Source organism: Pseudomonas sp. B10 (assembly GCF_900156235.1).
Lineage (GTDB): Bacteria > Pseudomonadota > Gammaproteobacteria > Pseudomonadales > Pseudomonadaceae > Aquipseudomonas > Aquipseudomonas siliginis.
Genome location: NZ_LT707063.1, coordinates 3,296,834 through 3,316,326 on the forward strand (window position 1 = coordinate 3,296,834; position 19,493 = coordinate 3,316,326).

The following is a 19,493-nucleotide window of genomic DNA, read 5'->3' on the forward strand; positions in this document are numbered from 1 at the left end:
GCAAGCCCGCTCCCACAGGGTTCTTTGGGGAACACAATTTTGCGTTCGACCCATAGCCCTGTGGGAGCTGGCTTGCCAGCGATGACTGACTTCAGAGCGCTACAAAATTCACTTCTTGGCAGCAATCATCGCCAAAAACGCCGGCATCGCCGCGTCCTTGTCCGCCGCAATCTTCTGCACGTGCGGATTCTGCTCAAGCCGCTCCAGCAGCGCTTTCGCCTGCGGCATCTCAGCCAGCAGATCAACCCCGAACAACTTCTGCCCGACCGCACAGGCCAACGGCACGCTGTAGAGGAAATACAAATCGGCAATGCTCAGGCTGTCACCCGCCACATAAGGGGCGAACTGGCCGTGGCGGCCGAGTGCGGCGAAGCCCAGCAGCAGCTCGGTCCGGGTCTTCTCCTTGATCGCCTCCGGCAATGTCACACCGAAAAACGCCTCGCCATAGCAGGCACGCCCCGGCAACTCGATGTACAACTCGATTTCCTTGGCAATTGCCAATACCTGCGCGCGCTCGAACGGATCGCTGGGCAGGAGCGGCGTGCCCTTTTGTGATTGTTCGAGGTATTCGAGGATGATCGCGGTTTCGTTGATATAACCGGCGTCGACACCCAGCACCGGGACCTTGCCACGCGGACTGATGGCCAGTGACTCCGGGGTCTGCGTCGGGTAGAAGGTCACCTCTTCGAAGGGTAGGCCTTTTTCCAGCAGTGCCAGTTTGACCATGTTGTAGTAGTTGCTGACAGCGAATCCGTAGAGCTTGAACATCACAGAGCCTCCAGGCCGTGCGGGGTGGGCAGTGCCTGTTTATAGATCGCCGCGGCGTTTCCCGCCAGCAGCATCACGCCGCTGAATGCGGGTAAACTGGCGCCTTTCCCTGAGGAGCCTGCCATGAGCGAGCCGACAGATATCGTCAACGATGACGACGAAGAAGCATTCACCGAAGCGACCCTGATCGAAGCCATCGAGAACCAGATTGAAAGCGACAACCCGCCGGCGGCGAAGGCGACGTTGAACAAGCTGACTTTGGTCGGCATGGACCGTGACGGGATCCTCAATCTGATGGCCCACGTGCTGGCTTTCGAAATTGACGCGATGCTCGATGAAGATCGCCCGTTCGACACCCAGTGGTACGAAGCAGCACTGCGTGCTTTGCCAGAGCTGCCACCGGAAAAGCAGTAACCACATCATTCCTGTGGGAGCGAGCAGGCTCGCTCCCACAAGGTTTGTTACGCATCCATCCAGCCATCTGCTGCCGCCCGGCTACACTGGAATTCGCCTCAAGACAAAATCCCCTGATCCGAGCACTGGACATGCTGCACCAGCGGGTTCACCTTAGAGGCGCTGTCGTCCAATTCCTAGAAAGTCTGGAGTCCTTATGTCGCTTACCCCTGAGTTGGTTGCCGAACTGGAAGTCCTTGCACTCTTCAACCTGGACAGTTGCCAGGAAGGTCTGAAAATTCACCAGAGCGCTGCCCCGAAACACATCGCTGCTGCCCAGCGTCTCTTTGAAAAAGAACTCACCGACCAGCCCGATGGCGGTTATCTGACCAGCCTCGGTCGCGATGCCGCGCAAAACGTGCAGACCGTACTGACGATTTTGAAAGAACAGGAAACCGCCTGATTTCTCTGACTTTGCCCACGGGAACTCCTGCCACGGGATTTCCGCGGGCCCGCCCGATCGCTGTCGATAAAAAACTGACGTCAAAAAACAAATTCAGCTTAAACGTCCTGCCGCGCAGCGGCTAAACTGCGGCCATTCCGAGACCCTCTACGTCCGAGCCTGCAAGCCGGTTTGAGCTGACATGACCCGCACCCACGAAATCCGCCCCGACCTGGACGAAGGCATCGACCGCAAGGTACTCAGCCAACTGCGCGCACGTTTTCTCAAACTCAATGAAGGCCGCCTCGGCCGCGCTCTCGAGGGCTTGTCGACGCGCCAGCAAAGCGTGTTGACGCTGTTGCCGCTGTTCTTTCACGTCAATCATCCATTGCTGCCCGGCTATGTCTCGGGCAGTACGCCGGCCGGGCTCTCGAATTATGAGCCGGACGCCAATGCGCTGACCGAGGCGCAGCGCCTGACTCGCTCGTTCTCTTACAGGCCGCGCCATGGCAGTAACCCGCCGCGACCGATCCACGGCCTGTTCCTGATGGGCAGCCTCGGCACACTGGCCCAGGCCGATCAGAGCGACATGGACGTGTGGGTCTGCCATGGGCCGGACCTGAGCGAAAGCGAGCTCGCCGAGCTGAGCAAAAAGTGCCAATTGCTGGAAGCCTGGGCTGCGAGCCAGGGTGCCGAAGCGCATTTCTTCCTGATCGACCCGGCGCGCTTCGTCAAAGGCGAACGCGATTCCAAGCTCAGTTCGGACAACTGCGGCAGCACCCAGCACTATCTGCTGCTCGACGAGTTTTACCGCACGGCGATCTGGCTGGCCGGGCGCACGCCGATCTGGTGGCTGGTGCCGGTCTATGAAGAAACAGCCTACGACGCCTACACCTACACCCTGCTGTCCAAACGCTTCATTCGCGCCGACGAAACCCTGGATCTCGGGCCGATGGCGACCATTCCGCCCGGGGAATTCATCGGCGCCGGATTGTGGCAGTTGTTCAAAGGCATCGAATCGCCCTACAAGTCAGTGCTCAAACTGCTGCTGACCGAGGTGTACGCCAGTGAACACCCGCACGTTCAGTGCCTGAGCCTGCGCTTCAAGAAAGCCGTGTTCGCCAATCAGCTCGATCTCGATGAGCTTGACCCGTACATGGTCGTGTACCGGCGTATCGAGGAATACCTGATCGCCCGCAACGAACCGGAGCGTCTTGAACTGGTGCGCCGCGCGCTGTATCTGAAAGTCAACCGCAAGCTCACCGGCAACAGCCGCAGCCAAGGCTGGCAACGCGCACTGCTCGAACGCCTGGCTGGCGAGTGGCACTGGGATCAGCGGCAACTGGCGCTGCTCGACAGCCGCAGTCAGTGGAAAGTCCGCCAGGTCAGCGCCGAGCGCCGCGCACTGGTCAACGAACTCAACTACAGCTATCGCTTCCTGACCCAGTTCGCCCGCAGCGAACAGACCGTCAGCCTGATCAACAAGCGCGACCTCAATGTGCTCGGCCGTCGACTCTACGCGGCATTCGAGCGCAAGGCCGACAAGGTCGAGCTCATCAATCCGGGCATTGCCCCGGACCTGGCCGAAGACACCCTGACCCTGGTGCAGTCGCCGAACAAAAAAGAGCCGGGGCAGACCCAGTGGGGCCTGTACAACGGCAGCCTGACGGCGCTGGAGTGGGAACATTTCGCGCCGATCAAGCGCAGTCGCGAACTGCTTGAATTGCTGACCTGGTGCCACCGCAACGGCGTGATCGACAGCAGCACGCGTCTGGCCCTGCATCCGGGCACCAGCGACTTGAGCGAGTTCGAGCTGTTCAACCTGCTTGGCAGCCTGCAGCAGTGCATCGCCCTGCCCTTGCCCACCGTGGCCGAAGAGGCGTTGCTGCGCGCCGCTGTGCCCAGCGAAGTGCTGCTATTGATCAACGTCGGCGTCGACCCGCTCAAGCATCACCGCGATCTGAATATCCTGATGACCACCGAGCGCACCGACTCGCTGAGCTATGCCGGCGTGCGTGAAAACCTGGTGCTGACCCTCGATCAGGTCACGCTCAACAGCTGGAACGAAGTGCTGGTCAATCGTTTCGACGGCCAGCATGCGCTGCTCGACTGCCTGCGCGATTACCTCAACAACCTGCCGCGCGGCCCTGTGCAGCCGTCGCTGAAAGTGCGCTGCTTCTGCCACAACCGCGCGCAATTCATTGCCCGCCGCGTCGAGGAAATCGTCGACACCGCGCAGACCCTGTTGCTCAGCGAGCTGAATCACCGCTACCTGATTCAGGTGCAGCAGCACTACCACGTGCTGGAGCTGGTGCCGGGTCAGGTCAACCATGTCGCCCTCGCCACCCTGCCGGCACTGCTCGATTATCTGGGCGAAGAACAACCGCGCTACAGCCCGCTGCACCTCGACCCGATGGCACTGGAAGATCACGACCTGGCGCTGATCCTGCCGATGGGTCAGCCGGAATGCATTCAGGTGTTCTATCGCATCAGCGAACAGCAGGCGGAGCTGTACGTGCTGGATGAATTCAATGCGCTGTGGCAGCAGCAACTGCCGTACCACGACGAGCAGAGTCTGCTGGTACCGCTGCAGCGTTTTCTGCAATCGATCCAGTACCGCCGTGAAGCGCAATTGCCGATGGACGGTGGCCCTGCAGGCAGCCCCGAGACTTTGTATTACCAGCTCTTGCCGTCAGGCCCGGGGCGCTCGCGCAGGGTCGAAACCCGCCCGGCACCGCAGACGCCGGTGAACAAACCGTTCTACGATGTGCAGGCAATCATCGGCAAAGCCGCACCCGGCGAAGTGCAGGTCACCCTGTATTGCAATCAGCGCGAATTCAGCGAGCTGGAGCATGGCGACCAGTTGTTCAGCGTGGTCGCCCGGGAGATCGTCGAGCAGCGCCGCGAGACCGAGCGTTATCGCTGCTACATCACCGACCTCGACCTGTCGGGTCTGCTCGGTGACGGGCACAGTTCAAGCAATCTGTATCTGCGCTACAAGGCGGACCTGGAGCGCTCGTTGAATGAAGCGCTCGAACAGGTTTGAAGCGGGGATTTATTCGGGAAAGGCGCCGCCGTTGACCGGTTGCGACTCCACTTCCAGCAAGGTCAGTTTCAGCGATTTGCCGCCCGGCGCCGGCCAATCGATATGCTGACCGACCTTCAGACCCAGCAGCGCACTGCCGACCGGCGCCAGAATGGAAATCTTGCCTTCATCGGCGTTGGCGTCCTTGGGATAGACCAGCGTCAAGTGGTAATCCTTGCCACTGCCTTCTTCGCGGCAATGCACACGGGAATTCATGGTCACGACATCGGCGGGCACTTCATCGTGGCCGACCACGGTATCGGCGCGGTCCAGCTCGGTTTGCAGCGCAATCACGCCCGGCGCAGCCTGGTCTTTCTCGCTCAGGCTGTCGATCAGGCGCTCCAGACGTTGCACGTCCAGACGGGTAAGGGTGATGGAAGGTGCGGTCATGATCCAGGCAGACTCCTTTCTTCTGCACAAAAAAAGCAAAACCCCGCCAAAAAAGACGGGGTTTTCACCGTGCCTCGGTGGTTTGAGGCGTTCGCGGACACTATCACAGCTCAAAAAATATACAAGTCACGCCCTTTTTTGCCTGGGTGAAACCCTTGTGGCGAGGGGATTTATCCCCGTTCGGCTGCGCAGCAGCCGTATAGATTTTGGGGCCGCTACGCGACCCAACGGGGATAAATCCCCTCGCCACGATATCAACAGGCTTGGGATTTTCGTGCGGTAGCCTGCTGGCAAATCACCCGGCGCCGCTGATCATCCGCCGAGCGCCACTCGCGAATGTCTTCGACGTGGCGCGCGCAGCCGAGACAGACTTTCTGTTCGTCCAGTCGGCATACGCCGGTGCACGGCGAAGGCACCGCCGGGCTGACGTTGCTGTAGAGCGGTTTCGGCGGGCGAACAGGCGCTGCATCAGTCACGAATCACAGACCTTCGAAATCGAATTCGGCGCCAGCCTGCTGCTTGACGAGGCGCTGAAGCATTTCGCCCAATTGCTCTTCGCTCTTGTCGCACATCCAGCGCTCGCTCTCTTCGTCGTAGTCGAAGTGGAAACCACCGGACACGGCCGCCAGCCACAGCTGACGCAATGGCTCCTGGCGGCTGAAGATCAGCTGCGAGCCGTTTTCGAACTTGACGGTCAAGACACCTGCCGAGCTTTCCAGATCGATGTCCAGATCGCTTTCGTCAAATATGTCTTCCAGTTTTTCCTGGGTTTCATCGACCAGATCGTGGAAACGGGCTTCGGACAAACTCATTGCGGCAACCTCAAAAATGTCTGATCAGGCTCAAGCGCCGAAAGATACGGACGCTGCCGGCCGATTGCAAAGATTAACGACCAAGCACCTGTCGGCCCATCCAGCACCGCCCCCGTGGGAGCGAGCCTGCTCGCGAAAGCGGTGTGTCAGGCAACGAGCCTGTTGAATTTGCCGACACCTTCGCGAGCAGGCTCGCTCCCACAGGGATGATGCGCATCACAGGAGCCCCGCCGGACGGGAACCCCCTCGCATAGGCAAGCTGCCGGGTGGCCGGTATACTCCGGCGCAATTAACGCATTTTCAAGGATTTCGCCATGAAGCGCCTGATCTCTTCCCTTGCTGCGCTCGTCGCGGTTGCCTGCCTCGTTTCGGCCTGTGGTCAAAAAGGCCCGCTGTACCTGCCGGATGACGATCAGGACCCGGCCGAACAAGCCCAGTCTTCGCAGAAGCAGCCATCCAAGGCTCACAAGCACGACGTTTACTAAGGGATCGCCATGGACGCTTTTAACTACCGTGGCGGGGAGCTGTTCGCGGAAGGTGTGGCGCTGTCCGCCATCGCCGACCGCTTCGGCACGCCCACCTATGTCTACTCGCGCGCGCACATCGAAGCGCAGTATCTGGCCTACGCCGATGCGCTGGCCGGCATGCCGCATCTGGTCTGCTTCGCGGTCAAAGCCAACTCCAACCTCGGTGTACTGAATGTCCTGGCCCGTCTCGGCGCCGGTTTCGACATCGTTTCCCGTGGCGAGCTGGAACGTGTACTGGCCGCAGGTGGCAGCGCCGACAAGATCGTTTTCTCCGGCGTCGGCAAGACCCGTGACGACATGCGCCGCGCCCTCGAAGTCGGCGTGCACTGCTTCAACGTCGAGTCCACCGATGAGCTCGAGCGCCTGCAAGTAGTCGCCGCCGAGCTGGGTGTTCGCGCCCCGGTTTCGCTGCGCGTGAACCCGGACGTCGATGCCGGCACCCACCCGTACATTTCCACCGGTCTGAAAGAGAACAAGTTCGGCATCGCCATTGCCGATGCCGAAGACGTGTACGTGCGCGCCGCGCATCTGCCGAACCTGGAAGTGGTGGGCGTTGACTGCCATATCGGTTCGCAACTGACCACGCTGCCGCCATTCATTGACGCCCTGGATCGCTTGCTCGATCTGGTCGACCGTCTGGGCGATTGCGGCATTCACCTGCGCCACATCGATCTCGGTGGTGGCCTGGGCGTGCGTTATCGCGATGAAGAGCCGCCGCTGGCTGCCGACTACATCAAAGCCGTGCGCGAGCGTCTCGACGGGCGTGATCTGGCGCTGGTGTTCGAACCGGGTCGCTTCATCGTTGCCAATGGCGGCGTGTTGCTGACCCAGGTCGAATACCTCAAGCACACCGAGCACAAGGATTTCGCCATCGTCGACGCGGCGATGAACGACCTCATCCGTCCAGCGCTGTATCAGGCGTGGATGGACGTCACGGCGGTGAAACCGCGCGACAGCGCTGCACGCAAGTACGACATCGTCGGCCCGATCTGCGAAACCGGCGACTTCCTCGCCAAGGACCGCGAGCTGGCGCTGGAAGAAGGCGATCTGCTGGCAGTGCATTCGGCCGGTGCCTACGGTTTCGTCATGAGCTCCAACTACAACACCCGTGGCCGTGCTGCCGAGGTGCTGGTGGATGGTGATCAGGTTTTTGAAGTGCGTCGCCGCGAAACCGTGGCCGAGCTGTTTGCCGGCGAAAGCCTGCTGCCGGAGTAACCCATGCTGCTGCGTTTTACCAAAATGCACGGCCTGGGCAACGACTTCATGGTCCTCGACCTGGTCAGCCAGCACGCGCACATTCAGCCCAAACACGCCAAGCAATGGGGCGACCGCCACACCGGTATCGGTTTCGACCAGTTGCTGATCGTCGAAGCGCCGAGCAACCCGGATGTGGATTTCCGCTACCGGATCTTCAACTCCGACGGCTCGGAAGTGGAGCAATGCGGCAACGGTGCGCGCTGCTTCGCCCGCTTCGTGCTCGACAAGCGTCTGACTGCGAAACGGCAGATCCGCGTCGAGACCAAGGGCGGCATCATTGAACTGGACGTGCGTAACGACGGCCAGATCGGCGTCAACATGGGCGCGCCGCGCCTGGTGCCGGCAGACATTCCATTCCAGGCGCCAGCCCAGGCCAGCAGCTATCAGCTGGAAGTCGATGGCACCACGGTCGAGCTGGCCGCCGTGTCGATGGGCAATCCCCATGCGGTGATCCGCGTGGACGACATCAACAGCGCACCGGTGCATGAGCTGGGGCCGAAGATCGAGCACCATCCGCGCTTCCCGGCGCGGGTCAATGTCGGCTTCCTTCAGGTCATCGACCGCCATCGCGCGCAACTGCGTGTTTGGGAACGCGGCGCCGGGGAAACCCAGGCCTGCGGCACCGGCGCCTGTGCGGCGGCGGTGGCAGCCATCAGTCAGGGGTGGATGGATTCGCCGCTGTTGATCGACCTGCCCGGCGGGCGTCTGTCCATCGAGTGGGCCGGCCCGGGCGAACCGGTGTTGATGACCGGTCCGGCAGTGCGTGTATACGAAGGACAAGTGCGTCTTTGAGCGAGCAGAAATCATGACCGACAAGCCACAGGTACCCGCCCGACCAGTCGACGAATCAGCGTCCGAGAGCCTCGAGGCAGCCGCGGTTGCCGCCTACCTGGAGGCTCATCCGGACTTCTTCGTCGAGCACGAAGAACTGCTGCCGTCGTTGCGCATTCCGCACCGACGCGGCGACACCGTGTCGCTGGTCGAGCGGCAGATGACCATCCTGCGCGATCGCAATATCGAGATGCGCCATCGCCTTTCGCATCTGATGGACGTGGCCCGCGACAACGATCGCCTGTTCGAAAAGACCCGACGCCTGATTCTCGCGCTGATGGATGCATCGACCCTGGAAGACGTGGTCATCAGCGTTGAGGACAGCCTGCGTCAGGATTTCCAGGTGCCTTTCGTCAGCCTGATCCTGCTCGGCGACAACCCCGCACCGGTCGGCCGCTGGGTGACTCACGCCGACGCGCAAACCGCTATCGGCGGCCTGCTCACCGAAGGCAAAAGCGTCAGCGGCAGCCTGCGTGAACATGAGCTGGATTTCCTCTTCGGCGAAGAACAGCGCCAGCAGATCGGCTCGACCGCCGTGGTTGCCGTCAGCCATCAGGGCATTCACGGCATTCTGGCCATCGCCAGCCGTGACCCGCAGCACTACAAGAGCTCGGTCGGCACCCTGTTCCTCAGCTACATCGCCGAGGTCATGGGCCGCGTGCTGCCACGGGTCAACAGCTCGCTGCGCTCGGTACGCTGACCATGGAACTACAACTGGACGCTTACTGCGAACATCTGCGCAGTGAGCGACAGGTGTCGCCGCACACCCTGTCGGCTTATCGCCGCGACCTCGATAAAGTCCTTGGCTGGTGCATCAAGCAGAACATCGGCAGTTGGGCCGCGCTGGACATCCAGCGCCTGCGCAGCCTGATTGCCCGGTTGCATGCGCAAGGCCAGTCCTCGCGCAGCCTCGCCCGCCTGCTCTCGGCGGTGCGCGGGCTCTATCACTACTTGAATCGCGAAGGCCTGTGTGACCACGACCCGGCCACCGGTCTGGCCCCACCGAAAGGCGAACGACGCCTGCCGAAAACCCTTGATACCGATCGCGCATTGCAGCTGCTTGAAGGTGCGGTCGAGGACGATTTTCTCGCCCGGCGCGATCAGGCGATTCTCGAGCTGTTCTATTCCTCTGGCCTGCGCCTGTCCGAGCTGACCGGGCTCAATCTCGATCAACTCGATCTCGCCGACGGCATGGTTCAGGTGCTCGGCAAGGGCAGCAAGACCCGGCTGTTGCCGGTTGGCACCAAGGCCCGCGAAGCCCTTGAACACTGGTTGCCGCTGCGCGCCATGACCAACCCGGCGGACGATGCGGTATTTGTCAGCCAGCAAGGCCGACGCCTCGGCCCGCGCGCGATTCAGGTGCGGGTCAAACTGGCTGGCGAGCGCGAACTGGGGCAGAACCTGCATCCGCACATGCTGCGGCACTCGTTCGCCAGCCATTTGCTCGAGTCCTCGCAGGACTTGCGCGCGGTGCAGGAATTGCTCGGTCACTCTGATATCAAAACCACGCAGATCTATACCCACCTCGACTTCCAGCATCTGGCGGCGGTCTACGACAGCGCCCATCCCCGGGCCAAACGCATGAAAGGCGATGATTCATGAGCATTCAGTTGATCACCTTCGACCTCGACGACACTTTGTGGGATACCGCGCCGGTGATCGCCAGCGCCGAAACCGTGTTGCGCGAATGGCTGAGCGAACATGCGTCGAACCTGGGCGCGGTGCCGGTGGAGCATTTGTGGTCGATTCGCGAGCGAGTGCTGGCGGGCGAACCGGGCCTCAAACACCGCATCAGCGCGCTGCGCCGACGTGTGCTGTTCCATGCGCTGGAAGAAGCTGGATATGCCCACGGCGAGGCGTCGGAGCTGGCTGACAAGGCTTTTGAAGTGTTCCTGCATGCGCGGCATCAGATCGAGGTGTTCCCGGAAGTCGAGCCGCTGCTGGAGCTGCTCGCCAATCACTATGCCCTCGGCGTGGTCACCAACGGCAATGCCGACGTGCGCCGGCTGGGGCTGGCGGATTACTTCAAGTTCGCCTTGTGCGCCGAAGACATCGGCATCGCCAAACCGGATGCGCGGCTGTTTCATGAAGCGTTGCAGCGCGGTGGCGCCACGGCTGAAACCGCCGTGCATATCGGCGATCATCCCGGCGATGACATCGCCGGGGCGCAGCAGGCGGGCTTGCGCGCAGTGTGGTTCAACCCGACAGGCAAGGTCTGGGAGGCGGAGCGCTTGCCGGATGCGGAAATTCGCAGCCTGACCGAATTGCCCGCCGTGCTCTCCCGCTGGAATGCTTCCTCGAATTGATCTACAGCCCTGTGGGAGCGAGCCTGCTCGCGAATGCGGTGTGTCATTCAACATGTATGTCGGCTGACATGCCCTCTTCGCGAGCAGGCTCGCTGCCACAGGGGACTGCATTTGTTTTCAACGCATTTATTCCACGCATAAAAAAGCCCGCAGCGACGGCGGGCTTTTTCAGCAAGCGAGCGACGCGCCTCAGATAGGGCGGCTGCCGTACTTGTTATCCGGCTTCTTGGGCGGATCGGCGACCACGTTGGCCTCCACTTCCTGCACCTTGCCGCCGCGCGCAAGGAATTCTTCCATGGCCTTGGCCAGGGCGTCACGCTCCTTGTTCTTGGCTTCGATGCTCGGCAACTCGTCGACCGAGACCGCAGCCTTGGCTTTGCCTTTGGCAGCCGGGGCCGGCGTGTCGTCACCGCCATCATCTTCGGCAACGTCTTCCGCTGCCGCTTCCAGGCCTTCCTCGGCCTCGTCTTCGTCGCCTACTTCGAGGTCGTCGTTTTCCAGATCATCGTCGCTCATGTTCTACCTCATGACTTGCCAAAAGCAGATTAGTTATAGACCAGCTTTGGCGGCTGTCGAAGCCGCCGTTGAAAAATCTTCTGCCGCTGCCCGGCAGCGGCTCATGCCTGTTCACCGTGCAAGGTGGCGAGGACTTTACGGGCACCGCCATGCTCACGGTGCTCGCCCAGATAAATCCCTTGCCAGGTACCCAGTGCCAGCCGCCCTGCCGCAACCGGCAGACTGATCTGGCAACCGAGCACGCTGGCCTTGAAGTGCGCCGGGAGATCATCCGGGCCTTCGTCGTTGTGCTCGTAGCCGTCTGTTCCTTGTGGGATCAGGCGATTGAAAAATCGTTCGAAGTCGCGACGAACTGCCGGATCGGCGTTCTCGTTGATGGTCAACGATGCCGACGTGTGCTGCAGCCACAAATGCAACAGACCGACCCGACAGGTCTTGAGTTCAGGCAAGCCTGCGAGCAACTCGTCCGTCACCAGATGAAAGCCCCGGGGCCTTGCCCGCAGGGTTATCAGAGTCTGTTGCCACATACAGTTCTCCGCTCGTTCGGGGCGCATTCTAGCGTGCTCTGAAAAAAAACAAAGGCCCTAATATTCCTGCAGCGATGTAAGCGATTGCCCGCAGAAAAAGCCTCGTCGTAAAGACGACCAAAGCCGTAAGAAAAATCCTTTCAGCCGCACCTTGAATGACAAATCCCGGACAAAAAAATGCCCGGCGAACCGGGCAGTTTTTTATCGCGCGTACTTACAGGTTGTAGCCGCGTTCGTTGTGTTGTGCCAGATCGAGGCCGACCGACTCTTCTTCCTCGGTTACGCGCAGACCCATGACGGCGTCCAGCACCTTGAGGATGATGAAAGTCACGATCGCGGTGTAGATCACCGTGAAGCCGACGCCTTTGATCTGGATCCAGACCTGCGCGCCGATGTCAGTCACGGTGCCGAAGCCGCCCAGTGCCGGTGCGGCAAACACACCGGTGAGGATCGCGCCGAGGATACCGCCGATACCGTGCACGCCGAAGGCATCCAGGGAATCGTCATAGCCGAGTTTGCGTTTCAGGGTGGTGGCGCAGAAGAAGCACACCACGCCTGCGGCCAGACCGATCACCAGTGCACCCATCGGGCCTACAGTGCCAGCGGCCGGTGTAATCGCGACCAGACCGGCGACCACGCCCGAAGCAATCCCCAGTGCGCTTGGCTTGCCGTGGGTGACCCACTCGGCAAACATCCAGCCCAGTGCCGCAGCGGCGGTGGCGATCTGAGTAACCAGCATGGCCATACCGGCAGTGCCGTTGGCGGCAGCAGCGGAACCAGCGTTGAAGCCGAACCAGCCGACCCACAGCATCGCCGCGCCCATCAGCGTGTAGCCGAGGTTATGCGGAGCCATTGGTGTGGTCGGGAAGCCTTTACGCTTGCCCAGTACCAGGCACGCGACCAGACCGGCGATACCGGCGTTGATGTGCACCACGGTGCCACCGGCGAAGTCGAGCACGCCCCAGTCCCACATCAGGCCGCCGTTACCGGACCAGACCATGTGCGCGATCGGTGCATAAACCAGCGTGAACCAGATGCCCATGAAGATCAGCATCGCAGAGAACTTCATGCGCTCGGCGAACGCACCGACGATCAGCGCCGGGGTGATGATCGCGAAGGTCATCTGGAAGGTGATGAACACCGCCTCAGGGAACAGCGCAGCCGGGCCGGTGATGCTCGAAGGCGTGACACCGGCGAGGAACGCCTTGCCCATGCCGCCGAAGAACGAATTGAAGTTGACGACGCCCTGCTCCATGCCGGTGGTGTCGAAGGCAATGCTGTAGCCATAAATGACCCACAGGATGCTGATCAGACCGGTAATGGCGAAGCACTGCATCAGCACGGAAAGAATATTTTTCGAGCGAACCATACCGCCGTAGAACAGCGCCAGGCCGGGGATGGTCATGAACAGCACGAGCGCTGTCGAGGTAAGCATCCAGGCGGTGTCGCCGGAATTGAGGACTGGCGCTGCCACTTCGTCTGCCGCCATGGCGATGCCGGGCATTACGATGGACAACAGGGCGCCTAGCCCTGCGAATTTACGCAGAGTCATATTGTTTTCTCCTGGGGCGTTGGGTTTGTGGCGGCGCTTAGATCGCGTCGGTATCGGTTTCGCCGGTACGGATGCGGATCGCCTGTTCCAGATTGACCACGAAGATCTTGCCGTCACCGATCTTGCCGGTGTTGGCCGCTTTGGTTATCGCCTCGATAACCCGATCCAGATCCTTGTCGTCGATGGCCACGTCGATTTTCACCTTGGGCAGAAAATCGACCACATATTCCGCGCCGCGATACAGCTCGGTGTGACCCTTCTGCCGGCCGAAGCCTTTGACTTCAGTGACGGTAATGCCCTGCACGCCGATTTCGGACAGCGACTCGCGCACGTCGTCCAACTTGAACGGCTTGATGATGGCAGTGACTAGCTTCATGAAACTCTCTCCCGAATTGGTGGACTTGCCCCAGGAAAACAAACCCGTCTCAAGTCTAAGCGCAGTGCCTGGCTTTGTAACGCATCGTTGACGCCAGCTAACCGCATCAGACGAAACTCCCCGCTTCGTCTGCCGCACTGCATTCGTCACAGCGACTGCATCAGTGCATGGGTCGAGGGTGACTAAGCAGAAACCTTGCCAGCTCGGCAAAACTCCTGCATTTCAATCGCTTGGCCCCTGTTGCACCCGCTCGGGCAGAAAAGCTTTTGCCGATACGCACAACAACGGTGCGCCACCGTCCGTCCCCCTGCGCGAAAAGCGTGCATCCGTGCAACGGGATTGACTATAGACACTGCGTGATACACTGCCGGCCATTGTTTCCAGGACATTTCCCATGCTCGCGCCCAAAGACTTCCTCGACGCCCTGAGCGGCACCGCCTCCCGCCTGTTCAGCGGCGATACCCCGCTGCCGAAAGCCGAAATCGAAAGCCAGTTCAAAATGCTCCTGCAAAGTGCCTTCAGCAAACTCGATCTGGTCAGCCGGGAAGAGTTCGACAGTCAGATGGTAGTGCTGGCGCGTACTCGCGCCCGCCTCGAAAGCCTCGAAGCCAAAGTCGCCGAGATGGAAGCGAAGCTGACACCGCCCGCTGAATAATTCGCGTCCCCTGTAGGAGCTGCCGAAGGCTGCGATCTTTTGATATTCAGCCCTTCAACCATCCTCGCAACGTCCTACAACCTTTATGACCGCCGTCCGATTGCGCCAAAAAGCCCAGGTTTCTAAGCTCATCTGATGCTGAATGTTCAGCAGCGGGTTTGGCGACCTGGATCGAATTCGACGCAATGCAACTAAATTCACAGAGAGGTTTTTTCTCTCAACGAGTTATGGCGGCTTTGCGTGGGAGACCTCAGGGTCTGCCGGTTTCGAATTCACCGGTTCGCCAACCCGCGCATAGCTGCCACCCTTTTCGTTTGGCGACGAACAGAAGCAGTTTTCTTCACTTCAATTCGAGAACTGAACCATGGACGAAAACTACCTGACACCTAGCATCTTCACCCGCCACAAACTCCCCCTCCACGCCCTCCTCATCCAGAACTAACCCTGGTTCTGCGTCCGAGACCTGAGTCGCCTGCTGCACATCTACCTCAACGAACGCATGCTGCGGAAACTCGACCCCGACCAATACCAAACCCGCAAAACCCTGATCCACAACCAGATCGAAAACACCCTGCAGATCAGCGAATCCGGCATCTACGCCCTCCTCGTCTACCACTACTGCCCCGAATACCGAGCCCTGCGCGAATGGCTCACCCACCAGGTCATCCCCACCCTGCGCGAAGCCCAACATCCCTGCACAGGCGAACGCCCACACCTCAGCTTGCTCAGTTGGCCGGACATGACGTTGAGTTTGTTGCATTGGAATAATCAGCCGTGGATACGGTTGCAAGATGTACCGCAGATGATGGTGGAACGGGAGCAGACCAAGCGCCCAAAGACAGGGCCATGGTGGAAAAGGGCTTCGCGGATGCTGCAATCGCTATAAACTCGCATGCCGGAGCTGGGCCCTGCGCAAATCGTAAGTCGATTGGAGATTCATCCAGAACTCAGGCGTAGTGTTGAGATGAGTGGCAAGGCTGATTGCCAGATCGGCGCAGATCCTGAGCTGGCATTTCACAAGCTTTTCGATCTCACTTTCGGGCCAGTTCGTGGGCATGGCCAGATCCATGACAGTCATGCCCAACTGCTCCATGAATTCCTTATTCAGAACCTCGCCCGGATGAATCGGGCGCATACCATTGCGGTTCATTTTTCGCCTCCAGAGGCTGCGTTGAGTAACCAAAATGGAGCATCCGATTCAGGAAAACAAGACCATCAAAACCGTTTGGCCGGCGTCCTACAACTAATAGGGCATAACCCTACGAGAATCAGCGTCTGCGCCTGATTCCGTGAGTTCTTGGCTGTGATTAGGCTGGTGGCTTTCGCCTGCGCTGGTCGATCCTATTCGTCGAGTTCCAGGCGATACACATTGATCGCCAGACACTCTGGTTCTGGATCCCTCTTGTCTCATTTGCTCAAGCTCAAAGAAAACACGCTGGTTCAGCATCCAGATGGTGGTTACATCTTTGGCACGATCCCCGATATGCCAAAATTCGGCTTGCCAGGCGGGAAGATTTATCTGCGGGTAGGTATTCACCGTCGAGCGAATAGTGGTTTTGGCGTAGTGCACATTTGGGAAGCCCATAGTGCCGATTTGCTCAAGCATGGTTGCCAGACTGCCGATGGGGTAGCAGCGATTGTTGCGAAAATGATCGTCCCGGGGGCGCAAATCTATTGTGAGTTCAAAGAACAGCGATGTGGAAACAGGGTCGCGGTACTGAGGACATCTATGGGAACACTGATTCTTGAACCGCGACACGAGCGCGCCACAGGATTTGGTTACTTCGTGGTGACTTGGTACCCGCAAAAACGTGCACATGGCACGTTAGTGGGGCAGATACCACGAGCACCACCAAATCAGAAATAAAAAAAGGCGTCCGATGGACGCCTTTTAAGTATTTTTTGAGGAGTAGTCGCAGCGATTCTTTAGCTCCTGGCTTCACGGCCTTGGGTTCAGAATCCGACAGGCTAGCCCGTCGTCACTACTTCAGAGAAACCAGCTTTCTCTGCTGCCAAAAATGCGGGGGAGCTTTTGCTGGTGCCCAGTCCCGACGAATGCGCAGTTGCAGTCCTCGAACGGGATGATCCGTCAATGCCGGTCGAGAGTCAACGGTCCAATTCAGGCAAGCAATGACAGCCCATCGGGTCTTGATACGTCTTGTAAACCTCTATTTCAGCACTGAAACCCGGCTCAACTACCCTTCAAAAACCCGCAGGAAGCGGCTCCCCGATTCAGCTCAAGGAACGACCATGTCCCTCTCCATTGTCCACAGTCGCGCCCAGATTGGCGTGGAAGCCCCCGCTGTTACCGTCGAAGTTCATCTGGCCAACGGTCTTCCCTCGCTGACCATGGTCGGCCTGCCTGAAGCGGCGGTGAAGGAGAGCAAGGATCGGGTGCGCAGCGCGATCATCAATTCCGGGCTGCAATTTCCGGCGCGGCGGATCACCTTGAATCTGGCGCCGGCGGATCTGCCCAAGGATGGCGGGCGCTTCGATCTGGCGATTGCCTTGGGGATTTTGTCGGCCAGTGTGCAGGTGCCCTGTCTGACCCTGGATGAGGTGGAATGTCTGGGTGAGTTGGCGCTGTCGGGTGCCGTGCGGCCGGTGCGGGGCGTGCTGCCGGCGGCACTGGCGGCGCGCAAGGCCGGGCGGGCGTTGGTGGTGCCTCGAGCGAATGCGGAAGAGGCGTGCCTGGCCTCGGGCCTCAAGGTGTTTGCGGTCGATCATTTGCTGGAAGCGGTGGCGCATTTCAATGGGCACACGCCGGTCGAGCCATACGTTTCCGATGGTTTGATGCACGCTGCCAAGCCCTATCCCGACCTCAACGAAGTGCAGGGGCAGACAGCCGCCAAACGCGCACTGCTGATTGCCGCAGCGGGAGCTCACAATTTGTTGTTCAGCGGGCCTCCGGGAACCGGAAAGACGCTGCTGGCCAGTCGTCTGCCAGGATTATTGCCGCCGCTATCCGAATGCGAGGCGCTGGAAGTGGCAGCGATTCAATCGGTCGCCAGCGGGGTTCCCTTGACTCACTGGCCGCAGCGGCCGTTCAGGCAACCGCACCATTCGGCTTCAGGGCCGGCATTGGTCGGTGGCAGCTCGAAACCGCAACCCGGCGAAATCACCCTCGCCCACCATGGCGTACTGTTTCTCGATGAGTTGCCGGAGTTTGATCGCAAGGTTCTGGAGGTGCTGCGCGAGCCCTTGGAGTCCGGGCATATCGTCATCGCTCGGGCCAAGGATCGCGTGCGTTTCCCCGCACGGTTTCAATTGGTGGCAGCGATGAATCCGTGTCCCTGTGGATATCTTGGCGAACCCAGCGGCAAGTGCTCGTGCACACCGGACATGGTCCAGCGCTATCGCAACAAACTGTCAGGGCCGCTACTCGACCGGATTGATCTGCACCTGACCGTCGCGCGGGAGGCAACCGCGTTGAATCCGGCAGCCAAGCCAGGCGAAAACAGCGCCAGCGCTGCGGCGTTGGTGGCGGAAGCGCGGGAGCGCCAGCAGAAACGTCAGGGCTGTGCCAATGCGTTTCTCGATCTGCCGGGGCTCAAGCGTCACTGCAAGTTATCCACAGCTGACGAGAAATGGCTGGAGGCGGCCTGCGAGCGACTGATCCTGTCGCTGCGCTCGGCGCATCGCCTGCTCAAGGTCGCGCGTACGCTGGCGGATCTTGAACAGGCCGATGCGATTACCCGCGAGCATCTGGCCGAGGCACTGCAATACCGGCCGGCGACACCTTAATGCTCAGTCAGATCAACCAGCGGTGCCTGGCGCACTTCAGTATCGCGCCCGGCCTGAATTTCAGTCACGCGCTTGAGGGCCTTGTCCACCGCCCCTTTGTCGGCCAGCAGGCTGTAGCTGATCTGGAACTGTTTATGTTCTTTCGGCGCAATGGTCGGCACCAGATTCAACGGCCGCTGATAGCGACGGTTGTAGGAAAAACTGGTTCCCGGCTCCAGCCCGGTGACGTAGCCCTGCCCTTGGGTGTCGGTGTTTTTCCACAGCGAAAAAACTGGCAACTGCTGAGTATTGAAGCCAACGGATACGCCGAGGCTACCGGCCTTGTTGTGCAGCACGGTCAAGGTATCTCCTTTGGCGTCCGCATACGGCACGACGTTGTAGACAGTTTCGTCGTAGTCCTTGGTTGGCCCGCGATAGGTCTGCCAGTCGGGCAGATCTCCCTTGGCCTTGTCGTTGAACGGCGAAACCTGCTTCACCGGCGCTGCGAACTTTGCGCCCTGCTCGAGAAACGGCGTGCTGAAATTGCTGTGATACAGCGCCTGATATTCCTTCGCATAGTCGCCGTTGTTGGTCAGGGTGTCGTTGAGGGCGAAGCTTGCACTGCCCGGTTCGGTGACCAGTTCGGTCGCTACCGAGAAATCGACTTTCTTGAATGCCTGCTCTTTCAGCTCGCCACGCAGCGTGATGGCATACGGCGGCTTCTCGTCGATGTGCAAAGTGACGGTGCTGGCCGGGATGTTGGCGGCGCGACCGTGCAAGGTCAGCAATTCGCCGTTGTCCATGCCGGGATGGCCAACCCACTCATAACCGCAACGGGTGACCAGCTCATTGAAGCCTTCGAGCCAGCCCAGGCCACCGCGACCGTTGAGTTCGATGAACGCCGGGTTGACCACGTCCTTGACCGGCGAGTCCCAGCCCATCCGCACGTCGCCCACCGAAGCCTGCAACACGTTCATGCCACGGGTCGGCACTACCGAGAGTTTCATCGTGCCGTTATCGATATCGACAATGCTGACGCCCTCCTGACGACCGCCATGCAGGGTACGCAGGGTCACGGAAAACGGTTTGGCGGTTTTTACGCCGAGTTGCTCGCTGGTGATCGTCCAGTTTTTGGCCGGAGTGTTGGCGTCGAGCAGGACATAGTCCCAGGCCATGGCATGAGAAGCGGCAGAGAATGCGCCGAGGGCGACGAGGAGTTTGAGCGGGGTCATGGCAGCAGCCTTTATTGGAGTTGTGCCATTTTTATAGCGCTGCGGAAACGTTTCAGCAAGTCCAAAGAAGCTGTCGGTGATAAGCATTCGCGAGCAGGCTC

At 60.1% G+C, this 19,493-nt stretch carries 22 protein-coding genes and 1 pseudogene; 13 read left to right on the forward strand and 10 right to left on the reverse strand.

Annotated elements, in window-relative coordinates:
* Positions 1 to 108: 108 nt before the first annotated feature.
* Complete coding sequence (locus BXA01_RS14990) at positions 109 to 768, reverse strand: glutathione S-transferase family protein (RefSeq protein ID WP_076564519.1); 660 nt, start codon at positions 766 to 768, stop codon at positions 109 to 111.
* 123 nt (positions 769 to 891) lie between these two features.
* Between BXA01_RS14990 and BXA01_RS14995 the strand changes: the two genes are divergently transcribed.
* The 3 genes from BXA01_RS14995 (at position 892) to BXA01_RS15005 (ending at position 4,649) form a co-directional block, all read left to right on the forward strand.
* The gene (locus BXA01_RS14995; protein ID WP_076564520.1) at positions 892 to 1,182 is read left to right on the forward strand and encodes a hypothetical protein; all 291 of its coding nucleotides are present in this window, start codon (positions 892 to 894) and stop codon (positions 1,180 to 1,182) included.
* Positions 1,183 to 1,378: 196 nt separating this feature from the next.
* Positions 1,379 to 1,624, forward strand: a complete 246-nt coding sequence (locus BXA01_RS15000) for a TIGR02647 family protein (protein WP_076564521.1) — start codon at positions 1,379 to 1,381, stop codon at positions 1,622 to 1,624.
* 181 nt (positions 1,625 to 1,805) lie between these two features.
* On the forward strand, positions 1,806 to 4,649 hold the full coding sequence (locus BXA01_RS15005) for a class I adenylate cyclase (RefSeq protein WP_076564522.1): 2,844 nt from the start codon (positions 1,806 to 1,808) through the stop codon (positions 4,647 to 4,649).
* A gap of 9 nt (positions 4,650 to 4,658) precedes the next feature.
* Here BXA01_RS15005 and rnk read toward each other — a convergent pair whose 3' ends face one another.
* The 3 genes from rnk to cyaY form a co-directional block, all read right to left on the reverse strand.
* Positions 4,659 to 5,078: a nucleoside diphosphate kinase regulator gene (gene rnk / locus BXA01_RS15010; protein ID WP_039757397.1), complete on the reverse strand. Its 420-nt coding sequence runs from the start codon at positions 5,076 to 5,078 to the stop codon at positions 4,659 to 4,661.
* Positions 5,079 to 5,332: 254 nt separating this feature from the next.
* Positions 5,333 to 5,554, reverse strand: a complete 222-nt coding sequence (locus tag BXA01_RS15020) for a DUF1289 domain-containing protein (protein WP_076564524.1) — start codon at positions 5,552 to 5,554, stop codon at positions 5,333 to 5,335.
* A 3-nt stretch (positions 5,555 to 5,557) separates the two neighbouring features.
* Positions 5,558 to 5,890, reverse strand: coding sequence for an iron donor protein CyaY (cyaY, locus tag BXA01_RS15025; RefSeq protein ID WP_041476930.1), 333 nt, complete (start codon positions 5,888 to 5,890; stop codon positions 5,558 to 5,560).
* 314 nt (positions 5,891 to 6,204) lie between these two features.
* Between cyaY and lptM the strand changes: the two genes are divergently transcribed.
* Genes lptM through BXA01_RS15060 form a run of 6 tightly spaced genes read left to right on the forward strand, consistent with a single transcriptional unit; the run spans position 6,205 to position 10,811 of the window.
* Positions 6,205 to 6,375, forward strand: a complete 171-nt coding sequence (lptM, locus tag BXA01_RS15035; RefSeq protein ID WP_016772589.1) for an LPS translocon maturation chaperone LptM — start codon at positions 6,205 to 6,207, stop codon at positions 6,373 to 6,375.
* 9 nt (positions 6,376 to 6,384) lie between these two features.
* A complete protein-coding gene (gene lysA / locus BXA01_RS15040) occupies positions 6,385 to 7,632 on the forward strand; it encodes a diaminopimelate decarboxylase (protein WP_056791636.1) in 1,248 nt (415 codons plus the stop codon).
* Positions 7,633 to 7,635: 3 nt separating this feature from the next.
* Complete coding sequence (dapF, locus tag BXA01_RS15045) at positions 7,636 to 8,466, forward strand: diaminopimelate epimerase (protein ID WP_041476933.1); 831 nt, start codon at positions 7,636 to 7,638, stop codon at positions 8,464 to 8,466.
* A gap of 13 nt (positions 8,467 to 8,479) precedes the next feature.
* Positions 8,480 to 9,205 (forward strand): DUF484 family protein, encoded by a 726-nt coding sequence (locus BXA01_RS15050; protein ID WP_024014772.1) that lies wholly within the window; start codon positions 8,480 to 8,482, stop codon positions 9,203 to 9,205.
* Between the two features lie 2 nt (positions 9,206 to 9,207).
* Positions 9,208 to 10,107 carry a tyrosine recombinase XerC gene (gene xerC, locus BXA01_RS15055; protein WP_076564526.1) on the forward strand — a complete coding sequence of 300 codons (900 nt, stop codon included), beginning with the start codon at positions 9,208 to 9,210 and terminating at the stop codon, positions 10,105 to 10,107.
* Positions 10,104 to 10,811: an HAD family hydrolase gene (locus tag BXA01_RS15060; RefSeq protein ID WP_076564527.1), complete on the forward strand. Its 708-nt coding sequence runs from the start codon at positions 10,104 to 10,106 to the stop codon at positions 10,809 to 10,811. The genes xerC and BXA01_RS15060 overlap by 4 nt, the downstream gene beginning before the upstream one ends.
* Positions 10,812 to 11,000: 189 nt before the next feature.
* Here BXA01_RS15060 and sutA read toward each other — a convergent pair whose 3' ends face one another.
* The 4 genes from sutA to glnK form a co-directional block, all read right to left on the reverse strand.
* Positions 11,001 to 11,327, reverse strand: a complete 327-nt coding sequence (gene sutA / locus BXA01_RS15065) for a transcriptional regulator SutA (RefSeq protein WP_016772583.1) — start codon at positions 11,325 to 11,327, stop codon at positions 11,001 to 11,003.
* A gap of 101 nt (positions 11,328 to 11,428) precedes the next feature.
* Positions 11,429 to 11,854 carry a secondary thiamine-phosphate synthase enzyme YjbQ gene (locus BXA01_RS15070; RefSeq protein WP_076564528.1) on the reverse strand — a complete coding sequence of 142 codons (426 nt, stop codon included), beginning with the start codon at positions 11,852 to 11,854 and terminating at the stop codon, positions 11,429 to 11,431.
* Between the two features lie 214 nt (positions 11,855 to 12,068).
* On the reverse strand, positions 12,069 to 13,406 hold the full coding sequence (locus BXA01_RS15075) for an ammonium transporter (RefSeq protein ID WP_041476939.1): 1,338 nt from the start codon (positions 13,404 to 13,406) through the stop codon (positions 12,069 to 12,071).
* A gap of 37 nt (positions 13,407 to 13,443) precedes the next feature.
* The gene (gene glnK / locus BXA01_RS15080; RefSeq protein WP_002555808.1) at positions 13,444 to 13,782 is read right to left on the reverse strand and encodes a P-II family nitrogen regulator; all 339 of its coding nucleotides are present in this window, start codon (positions 13,780 to 13,782) and stop codon (positions 13,444 to 13,446) included.
* Positions 13,783 to 14,176: 394 nt separating this feature from the next.
* On the opposite strand from glnK, the gene BXA01_RS15085 reads away from it, so the two are divergent.
* Both BXA01_RS15085 and BXA01_RS15090 read left to right on the forward strand, forming a co-directional pair.
* Positions 14,177 to 14,437: an accessory factor UbiK family protein gene (locus BXA01_RS15085; RefSeq protein ID WP_007920416.1), complete on the forward strand. Its 261-nt coding sequence runs from the start codon at positions 14,177 to 14,179 to the stop codon at positions 14,435 to 14,437.
* A 364-nt stretch (positions 14,438 to 14,801) separates the two neighbouring features.
* Positions 14,802 to 15,323: pseudogene (locus BXA01_RS15090) on the forward strand (BRO-N domain-containing protein).
* On the opposite strand, the gene BXA01_RS15095 reads toward BXA01_RS15090, so the two are convergent.
* Positions 15,318 to 15,587, reverse strand: a complete 270-nt coding sequence (locus BXA01_RS15095; RefSeq protein ID WP_076564529.1) for a HigA family addiction module antitoxin — start codon at positions 15,585 to 15,587, stop codon at positions 15,318 to 15,320. The pseudogene BXA01_RS15090 and the gene BXA01_RS15095 sit on opposite strands and share 6 nt — an antisense overlap.
* Positions 15,588 to 15,839: 252 nt before the next feature.
* Between BXA01_RS15095 and BXA01_RS15100 the strand changes: the two genes are divergently transcribed.
* On the forward strand, positions 15,840 to 16,304 hold the full coding sequence (locus BXA01_RS15100) for a hypothetical protein (RefSeq protein ID WP_073470953.1): 465 nt from the start codon (positions 15,840 to 15,842) through the stop codon (positions 16,302 to 16,304).
* Positions 16,305 to 16,687: 383 nt separating this feature from the next.
* On the forward strand, positions 16,688 to 18,181 hold the full coding sequence (locus BXA01_RS15105; protein ID WP_071172128.1) for a YifB family Mg chelatase-like AAA ATPase: 1,494 nt from the start codon (positions 16,688 to 16,690) through the stop codon (positions 18,179 to 18,181).
* Here the strand turns inward: BXA01_RS15105 and BXA01_RS15110 are convergent.
* A complete protein-coding gene (locus BXA01_RS15110) occupies positions 18,178 to 19,392 on the reverse strand; it encodes an aldose 1-epimerase family protein (protein WP_076564530.1) in 1,215 nt (404 codons plus the stop codon). The two genes, BXA01_RS15105 and BXA01_RS15110, sit on opposite strands and share 4 nt — an antisense overlap.
* Between the last annotated feature and the right edge of the window lie 101 nt (positions 19,393 to 19,493).

Coding starts and splice junctions, on each gene's coding strand:
- BXA01_RS14990 (WP_076564519.1), bottom strand. CDS start 768: ATGTTCAAGCTCTACGGATTCGCTGTCAGCAACTACTACAACATGGTC.
- BXA01_RS14995 (WP_076564520.1), top strand. CDS start 892: ATGAGCGAGCCGACAGATATCGTCAACGATGACGACGAAGAAGCATTC.
- BXA01_RS15000 (WP_076564521.1), top strand. CDS start 1,379: ATGTCGCTTACCCCTGAGTTGGTTGCCGAACTGGAAGTCCTTGCACTC.
- BXA01_RS15005 (WP_076564522.1), top strand. CDS start 1,806: ATGACCCGCACCCACGAAATCCGCCCCGACCTGGACGAAGGCATCGAC.
- rnk (WP_039757397.1), bottom strand. CDS start 5,078: ATGACCGCACCTTCCATCACCCTTACCCGTCTGGACGTGCAACGTCTG.
- cyaY (WP_041476930.1), bottom strand. CDS start 5,890: ATGAGTTTGTCCGAAGCCCGTTTCCACGATCTGGTCGATGAAACCCAG.
- lptM (WP_016772589.1), top strand. CDS start 6,205: ATGAAGCGCCTGATCTCTTCCCTTGCTGCGCTCGTCGCGGTTGCCTGC.
- lysA (WP_056791636.1), top strand. CDS start 6,385: ATGGACGCTTTTAACTACCGTGGCGGGGAGCTGTTCGCGGAAGGTGTG.
- dapF (WP_041476933.1), top strand. CDS start 7,636: ATGCTGCTGCGTTTTACCAAAATGCACGGCCTGGGCAACGACTTCATG.
- BXA01_RS15050 (WP_024014772.1), top strand. CDS start 8,480: ATGACCGACAAGCCACAGGTACCCGCCCGACCAGTCGACGAATCAGCG.
- xerC (WP_076564526.1), top strand. CDS start 9,208: ATGGAACTACAACTGGACGCTTACTGCGAACATCTGCGCAGTGAGCGA.
- BXA01_RS15060 (WP_076564527.1), top strand. CDS start 10,104: ATGAGCATTCAGTTGATCACCTTCGACCTCGACGACACTTTGTGGGAT.
- sutA (WP_016772583.1), bottom strand. CDS start 11,327: ATGAGCGACGATGATCTGGAAAACGACGACCTCGAAGTAGGCGACGAA.
- BXA01_RS15070 (WP_076564528.1), bottom strand. CDS start 11,854: ATGTGGCAACAGACTCTGATAACCCTGCGGGCAAGGCCCCGGGGCTTT.
- BXA01_RS15075 (WP_041476939.1), bottom strand. CDS start 13,406: ATGACTCTGCGTAAATTCGCAGGGCTAGGCGCCCTGTTGTCCATCGTA.
- glnK (WP_002555808.1), bottom strand. CDS start 13,782: ATGAAGCTAGTCACTGCCATCATCAAGCCGTTCAAGTTGGACGACGTG.
- BXA01_RS15085 (WP_007920416.1), top strand. CDS start 14,177: ATGCTCGCGCCCAAAGACTTCCTCGACGCCCTGAGCGGCACCGCCTCC.
- BXA01_RS15095 (WP_076564529.1), bottom strand. CDS start 15,587: ATGAACCGCAATGGTATGCGCCCGATTCATCCGGGCGAGGTTCTGAAT.
- BXA01_RS15105 (WP_071172128.1), top strand. CDS start 16,688: ATGTCCCTCTCCATTGTCCACAGTCGCGCCCAGATTGGCGTGGAAGCC.
- BXA01_RS15110 (WP_076564530.1), bottom strand. CDS start 19,392: ATGACCCCGCTCAAACTCCTCGTCGCCCTCGGCGCATTCTCTGCCGCT.